Annotated in this window: 21 protein-coding genes; 3 read left to right on the top strand and 18 right to left on the bottom strand. The window is 35.6% G+C overall.

Features of this window, described 5'->3' with window-relative positions:
• Positions 1 to 130 precede the first annotated feature (130 nt).
• Positions 131 to 2131 (bottom strand): transketolase, encoded by a 2001-nt coding sequence (tkt, locus tag BMX83_RS00490; protein WP_091631810.1) that lies wholly within the window; start codon positions 2129 to 2131, stop codon positions 131 to 133.
• Between the two features lie 103 nt (positions 2132 to 2234).
• Positions 2235 to 2477 (bottom strand): DUF896 family protein, encoded by a 243-nt coding sequence (locus tag BMX83_RS00485; protein WP_091631807.1) that lies wholly within the window; start codon positions 2475 to 2477, stop codon positions 2235 to 2237.
• Between the two features lie 266 nt (positions 2478 to 2743).
• On the opposite strand from BMX83_RS00485, the gene lexA reads away from it, so the two are divergent.
• The gene (gene lexA / locus BMX83_RS00480; RefSeq protein ID WP_091631804.1) at positions 2744 to 3379 is read left to right on the top strand and encodes a transcriptional repressor LexA; all 636 of its coding nucleotides are present in this window, start codon (positions 2744 to 2746) and stop codon (positions 3377 to 3379) included.
• A gap of 301 nt (positions 3380 to 3680) precedes the next feature.
• On the opposite strand, the gene BMX83_RS00475 is transcribed toward lexA, so the two are convergent.
• From BMX83_RS00475 to yihA, 9 genes are all read right to left on the bottom strand, one after another.
• Positions 3681 to 4193 carry an adenine phosphoribosyltransferase gene (locus BMX83_RS00475; RefSeq protein ID WP_091631801.1) on the bottom strand — a complete coding sequence of 171 codons (513 nt, stop codon included), beginning with the start codon at positions 4191 to 4193 and terminating at the stop codon, positions 3681 to 3683.
• A gap of 13 nt (positions 4194 to 4206) precedes the next feature.
• Positions 4207 to 6525: a single-stranded-DNA-specific exonuclease RecJ gene (gene recJ / locus BMX83_RS00470; protein ID WP_091631799.1), complete on the bottom strand. Its 2319-nt coding sequence runs from the start codon at positions 6523 to 6525 to the stop codon at positions 4207 to 4209.
• Positions 6526 to 6632: 107 nt separating this feature from the next.
• On the bottom strand, positions 6633 to 7496 hold the full coding sequence (locus tag BMX83_RS00465; RefSeq protein ID WP_091631796.1) for a DegV family protein: 864 nt from the start codon (positions 7494 to 7496) through the stop codon (positions 6633 to 6635).
• Between the two features lie 29 nt (positions 7497 to 7525).
• Complete coding sequence (locus BMX83_RS00460) at positions 7526 to 7891, bottom strand: LapA family protein (protein ID WP_091631794.1); 366 nt, start codon at positions 7889 to 7891, stop codon at positions 7526 to 7528.
• A 75-nt stretch (positions 7892 to 7966) separates the two neighbouring features.
• Positions 7967 to 8758 (bottom strand): SDR family NAD(P)-dependent oxidoreductase, encoded by a 792-nt coding sequence (locus BMX83_RS00455; protein WP_091631791.1) that lies wholly within the window; start codon positions 8756 to 8758, stop codon positions 7967 to 7969.
• 4 nt (positions 8759 to 8762) lie between these two features.
• Positions 8763 to 9698: a ribonuclease Z gene (gene rnz, locus BMX83_RS00450; protein ID WP_091631788.1), complete on the bottom strand. Its 936-nt coding sequence runs from the start codon at positions 9696 to 9698 to the stop codon at positions 8763 to 8765.
• 21 nt (positions 9699 to 9719) lie between these two features.
• Complete coding sequence (gene obgE, locus BMX83_RS00445) at positions 9720 to 11021, bottom strand: GTPase ObgE (RefSeq protein ID WP_281242012.1); 1302 nt, start codon at positions 11019 to 11021, stop codon at positions 9720 to 9722.
• A gap of 171 nt (positions 11022 to 11192) precedes the next feature.
• Entirely contained in the window at positions 11193 to 12263 is a 1071-nt protein-coding gene (locus BMX83_RS00440) for a glutamyl-tRNA reductase (RefSeq protein ID WP_091631786.1), read from the bottom strand.
• Complete coding sequence (gene yihA, locus BMX83_RS00435; protein ID WP_091631783.1) at positions 12260 to 12874, bottom strand: ribosome biogenesis GTP-binding protein YihA/YsxC; 615 nt, start codon at positions 12872 to 12874, stop codon at positions 12260 to 12262. Before yihA ends, BMX83_RS00440 begins: the two co-directional genes overlap by 4 nt.
• A gap of 284 nt (positions 12875 to 13158) precedes the next feature.
• Here yihA and BMX83_RS00430 point away from each other — a divergent pair, with 284 nt between their 5' ends.
• Together BMX83_RS00430 and BMX83_RS00425 are read left to right on the top strand one after the other, a co-directional pair.
• Positions 13159 to 14052, top strand: a complete 894-nt coding sequence (locus BMX83_RS00430) for a fructose bisphosphate aldolase (protein ID WP_091631781.1) — start codon at positions 13159 to 13161, stop codon at positions 14050 to 14052.
• A 123-nt stretch (positions 14053 to 14175) separates the two neighbouring features.
• Positions 14176 to 15516, top strand: coding sequence for a dihydrolipoyl dehydrogenase family protein (locus tag BMX83_RS00425; RefSeq protein WP_091631778.1), 1341 nt, complete (start codon positions 14176 to 14178; stop codon positions 15514 to 15516).
• 110 nt (positions 15517 to 15626) lie between these two features.
• Here BMX83_RS00425 and clpX read toward each other — a convergent pair whose 3' ends face one another.
• From clpX to fabZ, 7 genes are all read right to left on the bottom strand, one after another.
• A complete protein-coding gene (gene clpX / locus BMX83_RS00420) occupies positions 15627 to 16880 on the bottom strand; it encodes an ATP-dependent Clp protease ATP-binding subunit ClpX (protein ID WP_091631775.1) in 1254 nt (417 codons plus the stop codon).
• Positions 16881 to 16966: 86 nt separating this feature from the next.
• The gene (tig, locus tag BMX83_RS00415; protein ID WP_091631772.1) at positions 16967 to 18277 is read right to left on the bottom strand and encodes a trigger factor; all 1311 of its coding nucleotides are present in this window, start codon (positions 18275 to 18277) and stop codon (positions 16967 to 16969) included.
• 143 nt (positions 18278 to 18420) lie between these two features.
• Positions 18421 to 19386 (bottom strand): hypothetical protein, encoded by a 966-nt coding sequence (locus BMX83_RS00410; protein WP_091631769.1) that lies wholly within the window; start codon positions 19384 to 19386, stop codon positions 18421 to 18423.
• Positions 19387 to 19470: 84 nt separating this feature from the next.
• Positions 19471 to 20277 carry an acetyl-CoA carboxylase carboxyltransferase subunit alpha gene (locus BMX83_RS00405; RefSeq protein ID WP_091631767.1) on the bottom strand — a complete coding sequence of 269 codons (807 nt, stop codon included), beginning with the start codon at positions 20275 to 20277 and terminating at the stop codon, positions 19471 to 19473.
• Complete coding sequence (accD, locus tag BMX83_RS00400) at positions 20249 to 21118, bottom strand: acetyl-CoA carboxylase, carboxyltransferase subunit beta (protein WP_091631764.1); 870 nt, start codon at positions 21116 to 21118, stop codon at positions 20249 to 20251. The genes BMX83_RS00405 and accD overlap by 29 nt, the downstream gene beginning before the upstream one ends.
• Positions 21115 to 22491 carry an acetyl-CoA carboxylase biotin carboxylase subunit gene (accC, locus tag BMX83_RS00395; protein ID WP_091631762.1) on the bottom strand — a complete coding sequence of 459 codons (1377 nt, stop codon included), beginning with the start codon at positions 22489 to 22491 and terminating at the stop codon, positions 21115 to 21117. Before accC ends, accD begins: the two co-directional genes overlap by 4 nt.
• Positions 22492 to 22530: 39 nt before the next feature.
• Positions 22531 to 22953, bottom strand: a complete 423-nt coding sequence (fabZ, locus tag BMX83_RS00390) for a 3-hydroxyacyl-ACP dehydratase FabZ (RefSeq protein WP_177170444.1) — start codon at positions 22951 to 22953, stop codon at positions 22531 to 22533.
• Positions 22954 to 22973: the final 20 nt, after the last annotated feature.

The following is a 22973-nucleotide window of genomic DNA, read 5'->3' as shown; positions in this document are numbered from 1 at the left end:
AAAAATAAACCTATAAAATTATTTTAATCAATAATACTAAGTTTAACAGAAAATTAAAGTATAAAAAACTTCCTTTCAATACTATGATCGAAAGGAAGTTTAATTAATTCTTAATCAAGCATTATATGTTTTATTTATCCAAAGACAAATAGGTGTTTACTACATTTTCTGGTGTAAAGCCATAAGCTTCAACAACAGCTTCGCCATTACCACTAGCACCGAATTTATCGATTGCCATTACTTTGCCCGCATCTTTAACGTATTTGTGCCATCCGAATGATGATCCCATTTCGATTGCTACACGCTTTTTAACAGCACTTGGTAAAACTGATTCTTTGTACTCGTCAGTTTGGTCTTCAAACAAGTCAAAACTTGGCATTGAAACAACTGAAACATCTTTACCTTGAGATTTTAATTCCTTTTGAGCGTCCATTGCTAATGAAACTTCCGACCCTGTTGCAATTAAGATACCGTCCGGTGTCTCTTTATCCGCAGGTGAAAGTACATAAGCACCTTTTTTTACATTCTCTCTTGCTAATTCTTTAGAGCCAGATAATACAGGTAAATTCTGACGTGTTAGAACAAGCATCGTTGGTCGTTTTTCAGAAGTTAATGCAACTTCCCAAGCTGCGGCTACTTCATTACCATCTGCTGGTCTCATAACAGTCAAATTATGCATGCCACGGAAACTTGAAAGTTGTTCAACAGGCTCATGTGTAGGTCCATCTTCACCTACAGCAATAGAGTCATGTGTCATAACATAAACTGCTGGTATCTCTGATAGAGCTGCTAATCGTACAGCTGGTCTCAAGTAGTCAGTAAAGACAAAGAACGTTGAAACATAAGATTTCGTTCCTCCATGCAGTAAGATACCATTTAATGCGGCTGTCATAGCAAATTCACGTACACCATACCAAATGTTTCGGCCGTCATACTGTCCAGCTTGGAAATCTTCTACGCCTTCAATCATTGTTTTGTTAGATCCAGATAAGTCAGCAGAACCGCCCCATAAATTAGGAACATTCTTCGCAATTGCATTCAATACTTCGCCACTTGTTGAACGTGTCGCAGCTGCTCCACCTTCTTCTGAATAGCTAGGTAAATCCTTATCCCAATCTTCTGGTAATTCGCCTGATAATGCACTTTCAAACTGTGAAGCTAATTCAGAATGAGTTTTGCGATAATCTTCAAGCATTTCATTCCACTCTGACTCCGCTTTTTCACCATTATCAGTCATGTGTTCTTTAAAGCGATTTGCTACTTCTTCAGGAACGAAGAAATCTTCGCCTTTCCATCCGTAAGCTTCTTTAGCTGCTTCAACGCCTTCTGGTCCAAGCGGTGCACCGTGGACGCCATGTGTGCCTTGGTTAGGTGCTCCAAAACCAATAACTGTTTTAATTTCAATCAATGTTGGTTTGTCAGTTGATTTTTTCGCTTTAATGATAGCTTTGTCGATAGCATCTAAATCGTTGCCGTCTTCAACTAAGATATGTTCCCAACCATAAGCTTCAAAACGCTTACCGACATCTTCAGTAAATGCTTTAGACGTTGGTCCATCCAATTGAATATCATTGGAATCGTATAACATTATCAATTTACCTAACTTAAGATGTCCAGCAAGCGACGCAGCTTCTTGTGAAACGCCTTCTTGTAAATCACCATCTCCACACAATGTATAAGTATAATGATCAACAATTTCATGGCTATCTTTATTGTAAGTAGCTGATAAATGTGCCTCTGCCATTGCCATACCTACAGCATTAGCAATCCCTTGTCCTAGAGGTCCAGTAGTTGCTTCTACACCATCCGTTTCATGCACTTCCGGATGACCTGGCGTGTTTCCTCCTAGTTGACGGAAATTTTTAAGATCATCGATACTAACATCGTAGCCTGATAAGTGAAGCAGACTATAGAGCATCATTGATCCATGACCAGCACTTAATACAAAACGGTCACGATCGAACCATCTTGGATTTTTAGGATTTACTTTCAAGTGACGTGTCCACAATGTGTACGCCATTGGTGCGGCTCCCATAGGTAAACCTGGGTGGCCTGAATTAGCCTTTTGAACGCCGTCAATACTTAATGTACGTATTGTATCGACTGCCATTTGATCAGTTTTATCGAACAAAGAATATCATTCCTTCCATTTTCTGTAATTAAACTTTCTTTATCATTGTACTATCATTACTCTCTTATTTCAATGTGAACGTTATCTTTTACTAACTATAGGCTTACTTTCTATCGTGAAGCCCTTTTTCCTTTTGAATTTGTTTCACTTTATCTGGTGTCACATCATTACCATCTGGGTCAACTATCTTCATTCCTTCTATCTGATTTTTCATTCCAGAACGGAAGGCAGCCATATACTCTTCTCTTAATTCTTTTTGTTCAATCTTTTCTTGTTCAGTCAAATTGTTTTCACGCTTTTTTTGCGCCAATTCATTTATTCTTTCAAGCTTTTCTTTTTCGAGCATGTTATCCCCCTTTGCTAGTGTTTGGATACGTCTACAAACATATACAGTACATAATACCATTTGTGACAAACATAAGAAAGTTATAAAATAATATTCTTATGTTTTGTTAATAAATAGATTTATCTATCGAAGCTTCTGAAATTAGCATTCTATACTCGTTAATTATTCGAACATTCGTTTGATTAGCTATTTGTATTATGCTATACTTTAGTCAAATATAGAACAGTTGTTCCATCTATTTATTATATAAGAGAGAGGATTTTATCATGACTACAAGAGGACGTAAAGGTGAAAAACAGTTGGAAATCCTGAATTTCATTTATAAACAAGCTAAAAAGAAAGGCTATCCACCCACTGTTAGAGAAATCGGTGAGGCTACAGGTTTATCTTCTACATCCACAGTTCACGGACATTTAGCAAGATTAGAAAAAAATGGCTTCATTTTAAGAGATCCATCCAAGCCTCGCGCCATCGAATTCACACCTTTAGGACTTGAAAAGTTAGGAATCAATTTAGATGAAGACAAGATCCCTCTTTTAGGTGTTGTTACAGCTGGCGAGCCTATTCTAGCTGTTGAAGAAGCAACAGACTACTTTCCAATACCCAATGATTTGGAGCTTGAAAAAGGTAACCTATTCATGTTGACTATTCGTGGAAATAGTATGATGGACGTAGGTATTCTAGATGGTGACCAGGTTATAGTAAGAAAACAAGAATCAGCTAATAACGGTGATATTGTTATTGCTATGACAGATGAATACGAGGCCACCTGTAAACGATTCTTTAAAGAAGCCGATCACATTAGGTTACAACCAGAAAACGAAACAATGGAACCCATCTTGCTTAATGATGTATCCATACTCGGTAAAGTTATTTCTTTATATAGAAGTCATATCCTTTAATTAATATTAGCAGGTTTACTTTAATAGCCCGTATAGAATCTTTATCTATTGTTTGTTTTAGTATGTACTTTATAACTTCATTGTCAAAAGTAAATCAAACACTAAAAAAGAACAAGGCGATTTTGGAAAAATTCCATAATCGCCTTGTTCTTTTATGTGCATTTTCAGTTGCTGCGCATGCTCCATTTAGGTTTATTCTTTCATTATTTCAGCTTCTTTAAGTTACTTTTTATGTTCACATACCTCAACCTGGTATGTCCTTCAAAAGCGCCTTTTTTGTTAAAGAAAAATAACCAATCGTTTAATATTTCATTAATGTGAAAATGTCATAACCTTTAATTTTATCTCGGCCTTTAAGTTCTTCTAGTTCAATAAAGAAAGCACATCCGACAATAACGCCACCAAGCTTTTCAACAAGTTCAATAGTAGCTGCGATTGTTCCTCCTGTAGCAAGTAAATCATCAGTAATAAGTACTTTTTGCCCAGGTTTTATAGAATCTTTATGCAACTGTAGGACATCTGTCCCATATTCAAGGCCATAGTTAACTTCAATCGTTTCACGAGGTAGCTTCCCTTTTTTTCTGCAAGGTGAGAAACCTATTTCCATTTCGTAAGCAACAGGACAGCCAACAATAAACCCTCTAGCTTCAGGACCAACAATCATCTCAACGCCTTTATCTTTAGCGTATTCTACTATTTTATCGGTGGCAGCTTTGTAAGCTTCGCCATCTGCCATCAATGGTGAAATGTCTCTAAATATGATACCTTTTTCTGGGAAATCAGGAACATCAGCTATATACTTCTTAAAATCCATTTGTCTTCCTCCATTATTTATATCGTTCAACATTTTCTTTCAGGTAAGCTAGCAACTCTTTAAAAGAACTGTAGACAAGAATTTCTTCAGTTTCAATTTGTTTCAGTCTTTTTTTATAAGTTAGCGTATTTTCTAACTCTTTCTTTTCTGGGGTTGAAACTAAACTTAGCTTTCCACCCTCCATTGTAACAAATTTATTCTCTAAAAACACCATTAACATAAATTTAATCGTTTGTTTATCCTTCTTCATAATTCTGACCATTTCTTTGCTATCTTCAGACAATACAACTTCTTGTTTTTTTATTAACCACTTGTATAATTTCTGGAAGTCCTGTTTCTTGGGCATTCCATTTAGGTAATAATCGAAGGGTGAATGAAAATATAGATACATAGGATGGGATTGATACTTTTTGTATACATTAAAAAACTCACTCAAATCTTCTGGTACATCGACGACAGTCACAATATAATCGTCAGGAATGTCTGAGAGTTTTTCTCTTTTATCTACAATCTGATATGACGAATTTTCATCTATTAGCGGTGAAAATTTTTCGGCAATTTTTTTCTGGAAGAATACAAAATGAGTATTTGAAGTTTTAAACATTTTTTTATCTATCGTATTCTTTCTCTGATCAATTATTTCAGAACTTTTAGATTTATAATCTATTGCCTGTAACTGAACTTTCTTGAAACCATTCCATTCATTAATAGATACGTATCCTATTAGGTCTATTTCTGGGGAAGATTTCAAAAAGCTAAACCACTCAGAACGATTAAAAGCAATCATGTCTAATTGCTTCTCATTTCTATGGAGAGTAGTTTTTAGGTGCGTTTGTTCAGATCCAATTTTTTTAGTATTTTCAGGATGAATAGATTTAATTTCAATAAGTGGTTTTTTGTTATCCACTCCAAAAGGCCGCAATAAGTCTATTTCTTCAACCATTTGAGTGTCTATTTTTTCCATTTCTATAGACAAATCAATAGTGAATGTCTTTTCTCTTTCCAATGTTTGAAAAATTCTTTGCGCTTCTTTATTGACTTCTTCTGTGAACACTTCTAAATTGATTGGATCTAAACTCAGACCACATGCCATCTCGTGACCGCCAAAGCTAAGTAATTTTTCTCTTTGTGAATTTACACAATCATAAAGGTTAAACCCGTCAATGCTTCTACCAGACCCTTTTATTATATCGCCTGTTTCATTCTTTGTTAGCACCAGAACGGGCTTGTAATACTTTTCGGTTAATTTGCTAGCTACAATACCTAAAACGCCTTCATGCCAATTATCTTTAGACAAAACCATCAATGATTGTTCCTGCTTATCTTCGGCCATCCTCATGGCTTCTTCCGTAATTTCTTCGACGATAGCTTTTCTTTCTTTGTTTTTTTCTAAGATATTTTCACTTAATTTGAAAGCTTTCTCCTCATCAAACGTTGTTAGAAGATCAACGACCATCGATGCATCATCTAAACGTCCAACAGCGTTGATTGGCGGCGCTAATTGGAAGGCCACTGTTTCTTCATCAATTGAATCTGGCTTGATATTACTGGATTGCATCAAGGCTATTAATCCTAAACGTTGCGTATTTTTAAGAGAATTTAATCCGTAGTAAGCAATCGCTCTGTTTTCTCCAGTGAGCGACACAAGATCCGCAATAGTGCCAATAGCAGCTAATTCTATAAATTCAGCTGTATTTTCTCCAAGTAAAGCATGAGCCACTTTCAAACTAACACCTGCACCCGATAAATCTGGTGTTGTATACATTTTTTCTGGATGTCTTGGATGTATAATACCGTAAGCATCAGGAAGTTTTGCTGGGCACTCATGATGATCCGTCACAATAACATCTATTCCTTTTGACTTTGCATGCTCTATCGCCTCATGTCCAGAAATACCATTATCCACTGTTACAATTAGCTGTGTTCCATTGTCAATCAATCGATTGAATGCCTCGGTATTTGGTCCATATCCTTCTTTAAATCGGTTAGGAATGAAATAATCAACTATACCGCCCAACAACTCTATCGCTTCATACAATATCGCTGTACTCGTCACACCGTCAGCATCATAATCACCATAAATAGTAATTTTTTCACTATTTATAATGGCCTTCTTGATACGTTCCACCACTTTTTCCATATCAAAAAAGGAGAAAGGATCTCCAATCATATTCATGTCTGGAGTAATGAACTCCTCTACATCTTTTTTTGTTTTTAGTCCTTTACTCAAACATAATCGAGCGAAAACCTCTGATTTGTCAAGTTCAGTTGCTAGCTGCTTACTTAATGTTTCATCTATTTGATTGTTATGATTCCATATAGTCGTTCTCATTTATATTCTGACACTCCTTATCTTACTCACAGATCCTTATTATAACAAAAAACAAGACACAATAAAGATTAGTCTCTATTGAGTCCTGTCACATTACATATTGTTATTTAGTCTAGAATCTGAACACCAATACCTATCAGTCCAGGCCCCGTATGCACGCCTAATGCTGGACTGACTTGATCAAAGTAAAAACGTTCAAAATGAGGTAGCTTTTTCTTCATAATTTCTCTAATTTTTTCAGATTCTTCACGAGCAGTCTCTCCGCCATAAGCAATAGCCAAGTTATATTTTTTTGAATTATTTGCAAATTCCTGCACTAGTTCGATTGTCTTTTTCACCGATCTAGATTTCCCTCTTACTTTAGCTACTGTATGGTAAATCCCTTCATCATTACACGTGATAATGGGTTTTAAATTCATTAAGCTACCCAGAACCGACTGAACTAGCCCGATTCTACCACCTTTTTGTAAATACTCGAGTGTTGGGACATGAAAAAATATTTTTGCCTTCTCAACGCCCTCTTTGAGTTTTTCTTTAATTGCTTCCCATTCTAAGTCACTATTTGCCTGTATGGCTGCTTCAGCTACAGAAAAGCCAGATCCAATACCTATATTCTTTGTATCCAGAACAAAGATATCTAGATCCTTGTATTGTTCAGCAACAACTCTTACCATATTATTTGTGCCACTTAAGCCACTAGAAATAGTAACTGCAATAACTTTTTCATACCCTTCAGATTTAATTTCATCAAACATTTCTTTGATTAATTCTCCATCTGGTAATGACGTTTTTGGAATTTCTTTATCCATACGATCATACACTTCTTGAGCAGTAATCGTCTCTTTATCGATAAATTCACCATCACTGAAGATGATTTTTAAAGGTATTACTTTAACATCATATTTTTCTTTGATTTCCTGTGGTACATCTGAACCAGAATCAGTTAAAACTGCAATTTTATTCTCATTCATACCCTTACCCCCTACCATAATTTACAGCTTTATAATTTATTATCACTGTTTATATCATTATTTGATTCGGTATTGATTTCATTATCATTATCCAATGGACTTTTCGTGTCATTGGCTGTTTTGATAGTGCTGTCAGTTGGTTTTTGGTCTGAACTAAACTGTTTTGCTGATGTTTTATGTTTATTTTTTCGTTGATCTTTGAAGGCTCTATACGTAGACAGTAATGTCGCAATTAGAGCACCTAGCAAAACAGATGCAAAAATGATAATAATTAATGGCCATTCTACTTCAACAAATCCAAAGTTAACAGGTACAGGCTCGACATTAAGTACAGATAAAATTGCAATCACTAAAAACAATAAAATTGCACCAACCATACTCCATTGTTTCTTCATTCTATTCTCCTCCAATATATCGCATTCATATATTTAAGAATAACACATCTTCAAAGTGCATCAAATTAATATATATTATTTCTTATCAAATACATGCTCGACGAGAAAGTCTCCAACTGAAGGAAATAGAGCATAAAATCTTGATGATACTTCCATTGTTTTTGGTATATTCACTTCTCGCTTATTCTTACCTATAGCATCTATCGTTCTTGCAGCCACTTCTTTAGGTGTTAATACGAATGGCTTAACTTTTTTCAAATAACTCCCGTCTGGATCAAATGCATCAAAAAAAACCGTGTCAACTGGTCCAGGATTTACTGTGGTAACTCTGATGTTTTGCTTCTTAAACTCGAAGCGTATAGCATTACTAAAACCAATAACTGCAGACTTAGTTGCCGAGTAAACCGCTGATTTAGGTGTTGCAATTTTACCCGCTATAGATGCGATATTAATAATATGAGCTGGGTCATTAGCCATCAATTTAGTCGCTACTTTTTGAGTTATATGCATCAAGCCTAATACATTTACGTCAAACATATTTTCTGAATCTGCGAATTCAAAATCAATGAATTTCCCTGTATGACCATAACCAGCACTATTGATTAAGACATCAATTTTACCTAATCTTTTATTTAGAATCGATACAATCCTATCTACCTCAGTTTTATTGGCAACATCCAATGGGCAAACAATCACTTGAGCATTATATCTTCTAATACAATTTTCTTTAACACGATTCAATTCTTCTTTGCGTCTGGCACTGAGGATGAGCACAGCACCTTTTTCAGCTAGCCCATAAGCAATTTCTTCTCCTATACCTGAGGACGCTCCCGTAATCCAAACAATTTTATCTTTAACAGAATACATTTCATCACTCTTCCTTTTTTAATGGAATAGAAACTTCAGTAAAGTCACTCATAATATAAGTATGTTCAAATACTTGACGTGCAGATTTTTCCATATGCTTACTATCTGCATATAAATAGCGCGCGCTAACATGTGTCAATAACAGTTTTTTCGCACCTGCTTCTTTGGCTATAGTAGCGGCTTCGATATTTGTGGAATGATTATAACGATGAGCAAGCTCTTTGTCTGTATGCATAAAAGTACTTTCATGAACTAATACATCTGCATCCTTTGCTAACGTTATACCATTTTCATTATACTTTGTATCCCCTAAAATAGTTACGATTCGTCCTTTTTGCATTGGACCAATAAAGTCTTTCCCGTCTATTTCTCGACCATCTTCAAGTGTGATGGTTTCACCCTTTTTAAGTTTTCCATATAAGGGACCGAAAGGAACACCGATTGATTGAAGCTCGTCGGCCATCAACTCCCCTTTAGTATCCTTCTCCGTAATTCTAAATCCATAGGAAGGGACACCGTGCTGTAAGCGTTTTGTCGAAACAAGAAACTGTTCATCCTCAAATATTGTTCCTTCTTTTTCGATTTCAACAAAACGAATGCCATATCGAAGGTGTGATTGCGAAAGTTTAAGCGACATTGTTACATATTGCTTTATTCCTTTAGGGCCATAAATGGTCAAAGGTGTGTCTCCACCTTGAAAGGCACGGCTACTTAATAATCCAGGCAACCCAAAAATGTGATCACCATGCATGTGCGTAATAAAAATTTTCTCGATTTTCCGAGGTTTAACCGTCGTATTTAATATTTGATGCTGCGTTGATTCTCCACAATCGAACAGCCACATACTATTCCTCTCGTCGAGCAGTTTCAATACGATACTCGATAAATTTCTGTGTTTAGCCGGAACGCCTGAACCTGTACCTAAAAATAATAATTCCATACAACATTCCTTTACTTTCTTTTATTCTACAAAATCAAATTCAAAGTCATCAATTCTTACTGTATCTCCATCTTGGGCACCACGGTCTCTAAGAGCCTTGTCAATCCCCATCCCTCTAAGCTGTCGTGAGAAACGCATGACAGATTCGTCAAATTGGAAGTTAGTCATCTTGTAAAGTTTTTGAACCTTATCTCCTGTTATTTCCCATGTACCGTCCGGATCACGCGTAATTGTAAATTCTTTATTTTCCGGCTGGAATTTATAAAGCACTCTTTCTTCTTTTTCTGTCTCTTCTTCATAAAGAGGAAATTCAGGTGCTGTTTGAAGAAGTTCAGCCGTACGAGACATTACCGCATTTAGGCCGGTTTGAGTCAGTGCGGATACTTCAAAAATTTCAACATCTTCGTTATTCTTTTTAAGCTCCGCTTTGAAAGCAGAAAGATTATCCTGCGAATCAGGCATGTCCATCTTATTGGCTATAATTAACTGCGGTCTTTCGCGAAGTTTCAAATCATATTCTTTTAATTCCTGATTTATCGTATAATAATCTTCGATTGGATCTCTACCTTCAACACCGCTCATATCGATAACATGTAATAGTACTCTTGTTCTTTCGATATGACGTAAAAATTCAATACCCAATCCAACACCTTGAGAAGCTCCCTCAATTAGTCCAGGCATATCCGCTAGTACAAAACTCTGATTCTCCTCAGTGTTTACCATACCAAGGTTAGGCACAAGCGTTGTAAAGTGATACGCACCTATTTTAGGTCGTGCTGCAGAAACCACGGATAATAAAGTCGATTTCCCAACAGATGGAAAACCTATGAGCCCTACATCTGCTAATACTTTTAATTCTAATTCAATTTCTTTATCTTCACCTGGTTCTCCGTTTTCTGCTATTTCTGGAGCAGGATTTTTAGGCGAAGCAAAGCGGATGTTACCTCTACCACCGCGTCCACCTTTTGCAATGATAGCTTTTTGATTGTGATCTGTTAAATCAGCATAAAGAGTCCCTGTCTCTGCGTCTTTTACAACAGTACCTGGAGGAACTTTTACAAATAAGTCTTTTGCTCCTCTACCATGCATGCCTTTAGACATACCATTCTCTCCATGGCTGGCTTTGAAATGACGATTATATCGAAAATCCATCAACGTTCTTAATCCTTCGTCAACGATGAAAACGATATCTCCGCCTTCTCCACCATCGCCTCCAGCTGGTCCTCCATCTGGGACATATTTTTCACGTCGGAAAGCAACCATACCGTCGCCACCGTTCCCAGCTTTTACATTAACCTTTACTTGATCCAAAAACATGGACATTTGTACCCCTTCTTTCTATAAAACACTACACTATCATTAACTTATTTTACACTAAATGACTATGGATATCTAATTAGATTGCCAATAAAAAAGAAGAGCCCGTATCAGACTCTTCCTATACTTTGAATCCATTTAGATTTTCGTACCTATAGTTGCGCTTGAATGTCTTTTTTAAAGGAGCGCTATCCCTTTTTCTTTACTTTTTTGATTAAATGTATCCATAAATGCATTGGATTCATTGGTTACGTAATCTTCATAGAAAGTACTTGCTACTTTTACCTTTTCTGAAGAATAATCATTTCCTTTTGATTCAGGAATTTGTATATAATTCATCTCAGGATAGTCAAAAAAAAGCGTTTCATCTTGAGAGCCACATAAGTCTAAAATGAGTTGATTCTTTGTCGAGGGTCTCATTTCATGCATGTCTTCTAACAGCTCATTGGAAAGCCAAGCATTTTTTACTGATGGGCCAATAATTATGACATCTGATTTAGATAGCCGATAAACAAGTTGATTTAAATCAGCCGTTTGAATTGTATTTATTTTTTGAAGTTTATTTGTCAATACTAAACTTCTTCTTAAACTAGCTATCATTTTCTTTGATTTCTCATTTTTCTCAAGAAAAGTTAAATAGGCATTAGTCTTTCCAACAAGATACGTAGATAAGTGTTTGAGAATCTGATGGCTTCCTATAATTAAAAAATCTAAATCTTCTTTTACAGGAAGGTTTAAATCCATAGACTGAATCATTTTTGCTTCATAACTATTTAAAAGAGGATATAAAGCTTTTTTGTCATAAAGAGAGAGCGAGAATGAAATAGAACGATTAAATAAATTTTCTAGAATCTCTCCAGTTGTTTTAAGCAACTTCCCTTCATATAATGACTGTTCGAGTACACTTAATGGCTCTGAATACTCATTTACAACACTCGTTAAACGAAATAAATGTGTGACAACATCACTGTTGAATTTACTGTAAGTTTCAAGAATAATATTTTCTAAACTTCTACCTGTATGAACAGACAAATACCTTAATAAATCACCATGATTAAATATCGTTTCATCGATATACAAATAATATTCGTTTCTTTTCTCAGTTGCGACCAACATGACTTCAGAAACACCTTTAAAATTTGAAATGTCTTTTAAGTGTTGTTCTCGCATTGAATAGTCAAGACGATATTTATGGAGTACATCTTTAGAAACAGTAGTCTGATTCATACCATACATAATCAGCTTCATGCTTTTTCATCCTTTAATAAATGTGCTGATAGAGCATCCCAAACATTCCCTCTTCCCTCTCTAGTAAAAGATGAAAAAGTAAAGAACTTATCCTCAGGATCAATATCTAATGCTTTTTTTATAATGCTTTCATGTTTGTTGTGTTTTGATTTTTTTATTTTATCAGATTTAGTAGCAATGACATACACAGGTACATTGAAATGTTTATAGAAATCATACATCAATATGTCATGCTCTGACGGCTCATGTCTAAAGTCTACAAGTAGGATGCCTAGAATAAGTTCTTCTCTAGACGAAAAATAATCCTCCATCATACGGCCCCATTTTTCTTGCTCTGCGTTGGAAGCCTTAGCATAACCGTAGCCTGGTACATCTACAAAAAAGAGTTCATTTTCAATATTAAAAAAATTCAATGTTCTTGTTTTTCCAGGTTGCCCTGAGGTACGTGCTAAATTTTTTCTATTAACCATAGTATTAATAAAAGAAGATTTCCCTACATTAGAACGACCTGCTAACACGATTTCCGGAAGGCCTTCTTTTGGATATTGAGAAGGAGAAACTGCACTTATTGTTATATCAGCGTAATTAATTTTATTGCTATTCATTTTCATCTCTCCTGGGATCATTTAGTGAAACACTTGTTAGTATAACACATTTTTTTGAAACATAAAGACGAATATTAAATATTTATTACAAATATGAACTGTATTACAACACAATTTCAATTTTTCCAACATATGCTATTACTTTTCAATAATTTCATCTTTTTTAAAAAAATAAACAGGTTTACGAATGTGCTTTACTATGCGTTATTAATCACTAGTGATACACTAATTATAGGATAGTTTTCTTTCGGCATTTAAAATATCCAATACTTTCTAAGGAGTGTTAAACAATGAAAGAGAAACAATTTAACAACGTTTCAAACAACAAGGGGTTCATAGCAGCATTAGACCAGAGCGGTGGTAGTACGCCTAAAGCACTCGCAGCTTATGGTGTAAAAGAAGATACGTATTCTTCTGAAGAGGAAATGTTCGATCGTGTCCACCAAATGAGAACGCGAATCATTACAGCACCTGCTTTTGACTCCAAACAGATACTTGGGGCCATTCTCTTTGAACAAACAATGGATAGCAAAATTGATGGTAAATATACCGCTGATTATTTGTCAGAAGAAAAAGGAATTGCGCCCTTCCTTAAGATCGACAAGGGGCTTGCTGAAAAATCTAACGGTGTCCAATTGATGAAACCAAATCCAAACTTAAATAAAATGCTTGATCGTGCAAACGAAAGAAATATATTTGGGACAAAAATGCGCTCAGTCATACATGAAGCTAATGAAAAAGGAATTAAAGATATTGTTCAGCAACAATTTGATATAGCTAAACAAATTACTGATGCCGGTTTAGTTCCTATTGTGGAACCTGAGGTTAATATAAACAGTAAAGAAAAAGCTGAGGCTGAAAATATTTTGAAAAAAGAAATAATGAAATACCTTGATAAGTTAGCCGAAAATGAAAAAGTCATGCTGAAATTGACCTTGCCAGAACAACCAAATTTATATAAAGAAGCTACAAAGCATCCAAAAGTTGTGAGAGTCGTTGCCTTATCAGGTGGTTATTCTCGTAAAGAAGCTAATGATAAACTTAAAAACAACGATAATGTTATTGCCAGTTTTTCTAGAGCTTTAGCACAGGATCTTCGTTATAATCAAACGGATGAAGAATTTAATAACTCTCTTAAAAAAGCAATCGACTCCATTTATGATGCTTCAGTCAATAAAAATTAATGTCTTTTAATCAAATAGATACTTTTCAATAAAAGCTGTTTAATCATTGTTTGACTTTGAATGCATTATAAATAGATGTATGTAAACCGATTATTTAAGTTAATAATATAAGGAGATGATATAATGACACACTCGTATGACGTGGTAGTTATTGGTAGTGGCCCCGCTGGCAAGTCAGCCGCTTCCAGTCTTGCCTCAAAAAACAATAAAGTAGCTGTTATTGAAAATGATCTTTGGGGAGGAACATGCCCTAATAGAGGTTGTGACCCGAAAAAAGTTCTCGTTTCCGCTGTTGAATCTCAGACCATAGCAAACCAATTAAGCGGAAAAGGTATTAAGGATACCCCAACAGTCAATTGGACAGACTTAATGACTTTTAAAAAGACGTTCACCGATCCGGTCTCAGAGCAAAGTAAGAAGAGTCTTGATTCTTCAGGTGCAGATACCTATTATGGTACTGCAGAATTTATAGATGAAAAATCACTAAAGGTTAATAATAATGTGTTAGAAGCTGATCGTTTTATTATCGCAACGGGAGCTCACCCAAACATATTAAATATTAAAGGGAAAGAACATTTCCTGACGAGTAATGACTTTTTATCTCTGCCGGATATGCCTGACACCATTACCTTTATTGGAGGTGGCTATATTTCCTTTGAATTTGCAGCTATAGCAAGTGCTGCTGGAGCAAAAGTAAATGTTATTCAATATGACTATTCTCCACTCAAACAATTTGATCAAGAGTTTGTAAAGGAAGTAATGAAAGAACTAGAGGCTAAAGGAGTGACTTTTCACTTAAACACGAATGTAACTGAAATAAAAAAAGAGTCAGGTAAATATACGTTAACTGGCGATAACAATTTCTCACTCCAAACAGATTTAGTCTTTAGCTCAACCGGTCGAGCACCTAGTATTGATAAATTAAATCTAGATAAAGCTAATGTCCCGTATGATAAGAAAGGAGTAAAAGTTAACGATTATCTACAAACAAGTAACCCTTCTATCTATGCAATAGGCGATGCTTTATCAAAAAATCAACCTAAGCTCACACCGGTATCCAGTCTTGAAGCTAGTTATATTGTCGAACATTTTTCAAGTAAAGAAAATAAAAAAATTGTTTACCCAAGTGTTCCTAGTATCGTCTTTACCAGTCCAAAGCTAGCTCATGTTGGTGTGACAATTAAAGAAGCTACGGAAGATGACAAAAATTATGACATTAACGAAGTGAATGCAAGTAAATTTTTTAGTTATAAAAGAACGAATGAACCTGTATCTAAAGTGAAAGTAGTTACTGATAAGCATTCAGGCCAACTTGTTGGTGCCACCTGCATTAATAACGAAGCAGATGAACTGATCAACTATTTTAGTATACTCATCAATAAAAAAATAAAAGCGGATGAATTATCTGAACTCTTATTTGCTTATCCAACAATTGCCAGTGATTTACCATATTTTTATAAATAAAATTAACAAAGACCGTTTAACCCTTATTGGTAAAAGGGTTAAACGGTCTTTTCTTTTGTTCTGATATTATTTTGTTCGTTTGATCTGTTCTCGCTTTTTTTAAATACTACTTAACTGACCATTTCGCCATTTTCATCGTAAAATAGTGGATGTTCATTGGTTTCAACGGTTTCTTCAGTAATTCGAACTTTCTTAATTTCTGAACGACTTGGTATCTCGAACATGATATCCATCATAAGCGTCTCAATAATTGAACGCAAACCACGTGCGCCTGTATCACGATCAATCGCTTTTCTACCTATGCTACGCAGGGCGTCTTCTTCAAATTCTAGATCAACATCATCAATCTTGAGTAGTTTTTTATACTGCTTAACGAGTGAATTTTTCGGTCTTGTTAGAATTTCAACAAGGTCTTCTTCATCCAGTTTATCTAACACAGCAGTAATAGGTAAGCGACCAATGAACTCAGGGATCAATCCATATTTAAGTAGATCTTCAGGAATGATTTGCTGCATGATGCTCCCTTTATCTTCTGTGTCTTTGCGCTGAGTAGATGCTCCAAAGCCAATGACCTTATCTCCTAAACGATTTTTAACAATATTTTCAATCCCATCAAAGGCCCCACCGACAATAAACAAGATATTGGTAGTATCAATTTGAACCAATTCTTGATGTGGGTGTTTTCTTCCTCCTTGGGGTGGAACACTAGCTGTCGTTCCTTCAAGTATTTTTAGCAAGGCCTGTTGAACACCTTCGCCACTTACGTCTCGTGTGATAGAGACGTTTTCTGATTTACGAGCAATCTTATCAATTTCATCAACATAAATAATACCATGCTGAGCTCTTTCTACATCGTAATCAGCAGATTGTAATAACTTCAAGAGAATATTTTCAACATCTTCTCCAACATACCCTGCTTCAGTTAAATTAGTAGCATCTGCAATAGCAAATGGAACATTTAAAAGACGAGCAAGTGTTTGGGCAAGATATGTCTTACCTGATCCAGTCGGACCAATCAAACATATATTACTTTTTTGCAGTTCTACATCATCTTCTTGCATGTCTGCCATGCTATTGACACGTTTATAATGATTATACACTGCTACAGATAATGTTCTTTTAGCAGATTCCTGACCAATAATATAGTCATTTAAAATTTCTCTAATTTCAAATGGTTTAGGTACAGTCATATCACCATCAAATGACTGCTTACTAAATTCTTCTTCCATGATATCTTGGCAAAGATCTACACACTCATTACAAATATAAACACCAGGTCCAGCAACGATTTTCTTTACTTGATCTTGTGATTTTCCGCAAAAAGAACATGAGATATTTCCATTTTGTCCTTCATCATCAAACATATACTTGGTCACCCCTTTTCAAGCTTTTCAATTTCATCTATGAAAAACGGGAATGCTAATTAGCATCCCCCATTTTCTATTTAAATTTATTCAGAGTCAGAATCGTTTTTTGATTCCAAAGTTTCATTTGCAGTTGAAGTAATCAAATCAATTGCTTTTTTCAATGAAATATCTCTATTTAAAAGTTGTGGAGAAAGAACATTTTTAACTTGTTCAACGTCCATATTATATTGTCCTGCTAAATCAGATATTTCTTTTTCTCTATCTTCTTCAGTGGCTTCAAGTTTTTCTTCTTCTACAATTGTTTCCAACACTAGGTTTGTGCGAACATTAAATTCTGCTTCGCCTTCAAATTGCTTGTGTAAGTCTGCTTCAGTAGATCCTGTCATTTGGTAATACATGTCAGCTGATATACCTTGCTGTTTCAGATTATTTAAGAACATTTCCATCTGACGGTGTACTTCTTCATGCGCCATTTCAGCTGGAATTTCTTCGATTTTAGCATTTTCTACAGCTTTTTTTATTGCTTCATCATCTTTTGCATCGTTAGCTGCAGAGTTTTTGTTTTCTTCTAGTTCTTTACGAACTTTTTCTTTCAATTCATCAACAGTTTCAACATCTTCATCTAAGTCTTTAACGAATTCATCGTCTAATTCAGGTAATTCTTTAGATTTCACTTCATGAACTGTCACTTTGAAAGTAACTTCTTCTCCAGCTAAGTCTTCTGCTTGATAGTCTTCTGGGAAAGTTAAGTTAACTTCTTTTTCTTCACCAGCCTTAGAACCAATTAGTTGCTCTTCAAATCCTGGAATGAAAGAATTAGAGCCTAATTCTAGAGAATGATTCTCGTCTTTTCCACCTTCAAATGGCTCGTCACCTTTGAAACCTTCATAGTCGATAACAACAGTATCGCCTTCTTCAGCAGCATCTTCTTTAAGTACAAGCTCTGCCATATCTTGACGACGTTTTTCAATATTTTCAGTTACTTCTTCTTCTGTAACCGTACGATCTTGTTTTGTAACGTCAAGTTCTTTGTATTGACCAAGTTCTACATCAGGTTTCAATGTTAATTCTGCAATCAATTCCCAATCTTGGTTTTTTTCAACTGATTTAATATCGATGTTCGGTTGAGCAACAGGTTCTACATCAACTTCACTAATTGCTTTAGAATAAGCATCCGGTAGTAAATCATTTAAGGTATCTTCATACAAAGCTGCTTCCCCATACATTTGGTTAAATATACGACGTGGTACGCGACCTTTTCTGAAACCAGGTACATTTAAAGTTTTTTGTACTTTTTTAAATGTTTTATCTAATCCTTTTTTAACTGTTTCTTGATCAATTGTAAAATCTAAGCGACCTGTAGTTGGCCCAGTCTTTTCAAATTTTGTTTCCATTACTATTTACCTCCAACATGAATTTTGTTTTAAACGTTATAAATAGAAGCAGCCAAATATGTTTCTTCTAGCTACAAATAATTTATTATGCATATTAATCGAGCATACTTACATATCATACAATATCTAAGTTGAAATGTAAACTATTGAGCTTCAAAACGCAGCAATTCATCATGGATTTTATTGACCCAGTTATTTATGCTGATTTGCTTCGTGTTATCCTCATTTAGTTGGGTTGTATCCGATGGGTTAATCACTTTAATGACAGCTTCAATCCACTCATTTTCACTTCCGGAATAAACAATCTCTTCTTCAAAAGGATAGAGCATCAGAAGAAGAGTATTTAATTCATTTTCGGCTAACTCATAAAGTGAAGGATTTTTAGATAGGACTTCCTCTAACTCTTTAAATAAGATAATCGTTGTAGGTTTCTTATCTATAGATAACATGTTTAAAGGGTTAATAGTTTTCATTTCCCCAAACCAAAGATATTTTAAGGGTTTGTCTATTTCCCTTTCTGTAAGAAGAGAAAACAGCGTTGCGCGAACGAGCGGATGAAGATATGGGTTCACCAAAAGTTGTTCTGATAGTTTTATTAAGTGACTATTAGAAAGTTGGTACACATCTTTCATTTTGGAAAACTGTTCTAGTGTATTTAGGGACGGCAACGAATAAAGCTGTCTGAAAATCTTTTCTTGTTCTTTTTGTGTAGCCTTTTTTTGCATTTCCTTCCGGAGATTTAACTTATTCTCTAAACGCAACCAAGAGTCTAGGTATTGAGTGTTTTGGTCTGCTAATTGATCGTTCAAATATTTCTCAGCTTTAAGCATCTGGTTATTTTCTATCAATATTTCAATATAAATGAGCAACCTTTTTTCATCTGCTTCATAAAATTTATGTTTTGACTCTGCTAAAAGCAGTGCTTCTTCATATTCCTCCACTTGTAAAAGCGAAGAAACCATTAGTATGTTTAAACTATCGTCCTCTTTAATTGCATAAGCTTTTTTCATACAATCTATAGCATGTACGATATTTCCTTCTTGTAAATTAGTCATAACTTGGGACATGTACATACTAAAGTTTTTTGGAAAATCTATTTGTTCTCCCATTATACATTCACCTCTTCCCTAGTGTAGCATAAGTTAATCACTTAATAATGCAAAAAAAGCAATGGGATGATATAAACCCATTGCTCAAAACTTCCTGAATCTTTGATAACGCTCTTCAAGTAATGTCTCTTTAGACATCTTTCTCAAGTTAATTAACTTATCATAAATTTCCTTTTTCATTTGTTTCATTAATAACTGTTTTTCTATCCATTCATCATGATGGTTTTTTTCAGCTATAACTTTTTCCACAATGCCTAATTCTTTTAAGTCAAATGAAGTTAAGCGCATCAAATCAGCTGCTTCAGAAGCACGCTTTGCATCCTTCCAAAGTATTGAGGCAAAGCCTTCAGGAGATAATATAGAGTAAATGGAATACTCCATCATCCAAACTTCATCGGCCAAAGCAAGGGCTAAAGCCCCACCGCTTCCACCTTCTCCCATAATAATTGAAAGGACAGGTACATTAAGATTGCTCATTTCAAAAAGGTTTTTTGCAATAGCTTCTCCTTGTCCACGTTCTTCCGCTTCTACACCACAGTATGCACCAGAAGTGTTGATAAAGTTTACAATAGGGCGATTGAATTTTTCTGCCTGTTTCATTAATCTTAATGATTTACGGTACCCTTCTGGATGTGGAGAACCAAAATTCCGTCTCATACTTTCTTTAACATCTTTGCCCTTTTCGTTTCCAATAACTGTGACGGGTAGTCCATTTATCTTTCCTATCCCACCAATAATAGCTTGATCATCTTTATACAACCTATCACCATGCAATTCAATGAAATCTTCAATCATATCTGTTGCAATTTCTGACATGCTCAACCGATCTGTTTTACGTGCTTCTTTAACCATCTCCATGGCTTCACTCATAGCGTTCACCTTCTTTTTCATCTGAATACGAGTGCATGTCAATAAGAGAAGCAATCACTTGTTTAAGCTTTTCTCTTTCAATGATCTGATCGATAAACCCATTCTTCATAACTGTTTCTGCAAGTTGAAAATCATCAGGTAAGGATGCTTTTATCGTCTGTTCAATAACCCTTTTACCAGCGAAACCAACTAATGAACCAGGTTCAGCTAAGATAATATCGCCTTCCATAGCAAAACTTGCTGTTACCCCACCTGTGGTTGGATCAGTAAGTACAGTTAAGTAAAATAGACCTTTATCAGAAAAGCGTTTAATGGCTGCACTTGTTTTCGCCATCTGCATCAATGAGAAAATCCCTTCTTGCATGCGAGCACCACCGGACGCAGTAAAAAGTACGACCGGCAATTCTTTCTCAAGGGCTTTCTCAAATAAACGAGTAATTTTCTCTCCAACGGCTTGCCCCATACTTCCCATGATAAAATGCGAGTCCATGATACCTATAGCCGTTTTATGTCCGTTGATTTGAGCTTCCCCAGTAAGAACCGCTTCTGTTAAACCCGTTTTAGCTTGTGTTTTCGTTATTTTATTTTCATAATCAGGAAAATCAAGTGGGTTTACAGTCTTCACTTTTGAATTCCACTCGTTGAATGTACCAGCATCAATTGTGATGGCTAGTCTCTCTTGGGCACTGATTCTAAATGTATAGTGACAGTTCGGGCATCGCCTCGATTTACCTAGGGATTTAACATAAATAGGCCGTTGACAGTTTGGACATTTTTCAAACATGCCGTCTGGTACTTGAGGGCCATTTTGTGCTTCAGTCTTCTGTAAAGAGATATAGGGTCGTTTCTTAAATAACCTCATCCATTTGCCTCCTTGGTTTTAAGCCAAGATGGGATAATCTTCTGAGTGAGCGTATCAGTAGTATATTTTCCATCTTGGAAAGATTCATTTTCAAGCAGGTCAATATGAAAATCCAAATTCGTCTGAATACCTTCAATAACCATTTCATTTAAAGCACGATTCATTTTATTTATTGCTTCGTCTCTTGTATTGCCGTGTGTAATAACTTTAGCAACCATTGCGTCATAAAAAGGTGGAATCACTGCCCCTGCAAACATGGCCGTATCCACACGCAATCCTAAACCACCGGAAGGAATATTCAGGAATTCTATATTTCCTGGAGAAGGTGCAAAATTAAATAACGGATTTTCCGCATTAATACGACACTCAATAGCGTGTCCTGTCAGATTTACATCATCCTGGGATACAGAAAGTCTTTCACCTGAAGCTATCTTGATTTGTTCTTTCACGATATCGATACCAGTAATCATTTCAGTTATGGGATGTTCCACTTGAATACGTGTATTCATTTCCATAAAATAAAAATTTTCATCTGTATCTACAAGAAATTCGATTGTTCCTGCATTTTCATATCCTACTGTTTCCGCAGCCGCTACTGCACTTTGACATATACGCTGTCTAGTTTTCACAGTTAAAGATGGACTTGGCGCTTCTTCAAGTATTTTCTGATGATTCCTTTGAAGTGAACAGTCACGTTCTCCCAAATGAATCACATTGCCGTAGTGGTCAGCTAGTATTTGTACTTCAATATGCTTAGCTGGTGTGATGATACGTTCGACATACATACGATCATCATTAAATGCGGCTTTGGATTCAGATTGTGCCTGCAGAAATTTAGCTTCAAGCTCTTTTTCCTCAAATACCATTCGCATTCCTTTTCCGCCGCCACCGGCCACAGCTTTAATAATAACTGGGAGTCCGATATCATCAACCATTTTTTTTACATCTTCAAATAATGTAATGGATCGATCACTACCCGGAACAACAGGTACATTCGCTTTTTTCATCATGTCTCGCGCGTTTGATTTGTTCCCCATCTGATCAATGACTTCTTTTTTTGGGCCAATGAATGCCACATTAACTTCTTCACACATTGCAGCAAACGTACTATTCTCAGAAAGGAATCCAAACCCTGGATGAATCGCTTCGGCACCAGTTAAAACAGCTGCACTTAGAATATTATGTATATTCAAGTAGGACTCATTTGCTTTAGAAGGACCTATGCACACCGCTTCGTCTGCCAGTTGCATATGAAGCGCATCCTTATCCGCCGTTGAGTAGACAGCTACTGTTTTTATATTAAGTTCTTGACACGCCCGAATAATTCGAACGGCAATTTCTCCTCGATTGGCTATAAGTATTTTCTGAAACATGCACATACCTTCCTTATACATTTTTAAGTGTCACATTCATTATCTACCAATAATAAATGTTAATTCCGCTTCACATACTTTTTTTCCGTCAACGTATGCAACACCCTTGCCGATACCTGCGTAATCTTTTAGTTTCACGATATCAACCTTTAGCTCAAGGACGTCTCCAGGCTGAACTTTTTTTCTAAACTTCACTTTATTGAGTCCACCTAAGTAGGCTGTTTGTGATTTGAAACGGTCCAATTTAAGTAAAGGAATTGAACCTGCTTGCGCAAGGCTTTCTACAATTAACACCCCCGGCATCACCGGATCTCCAGGGAAATGACCTTGGAAAAACTCTTCATTAATTGTAACATTTTTTATTGCTGTTACGTGTTCTCCTGGAATTAGTTCGGTTACCTTATCAATATAATAGATGGGATAACGATTCGGGATTAGCTCCTGAATCTCCGCAATATTCATTGTAGTCATTATATTCTCCT

The sequence above is a fragment of the Alkalibacterium gilvum genome (assembly GCF_900109085.1).
Lineage (GTDB): Bacteria > Bacillota > Bacilli > Lactobacillales > Carnobacteriaceae_A > Alkalibacterium > Alkalibacterium gilvum.
The sequence above is the reverse complement of the archived record's forward strand: the minus strand, read 5'-3'. Positions and strand labels throughout refer to the sequence as shown.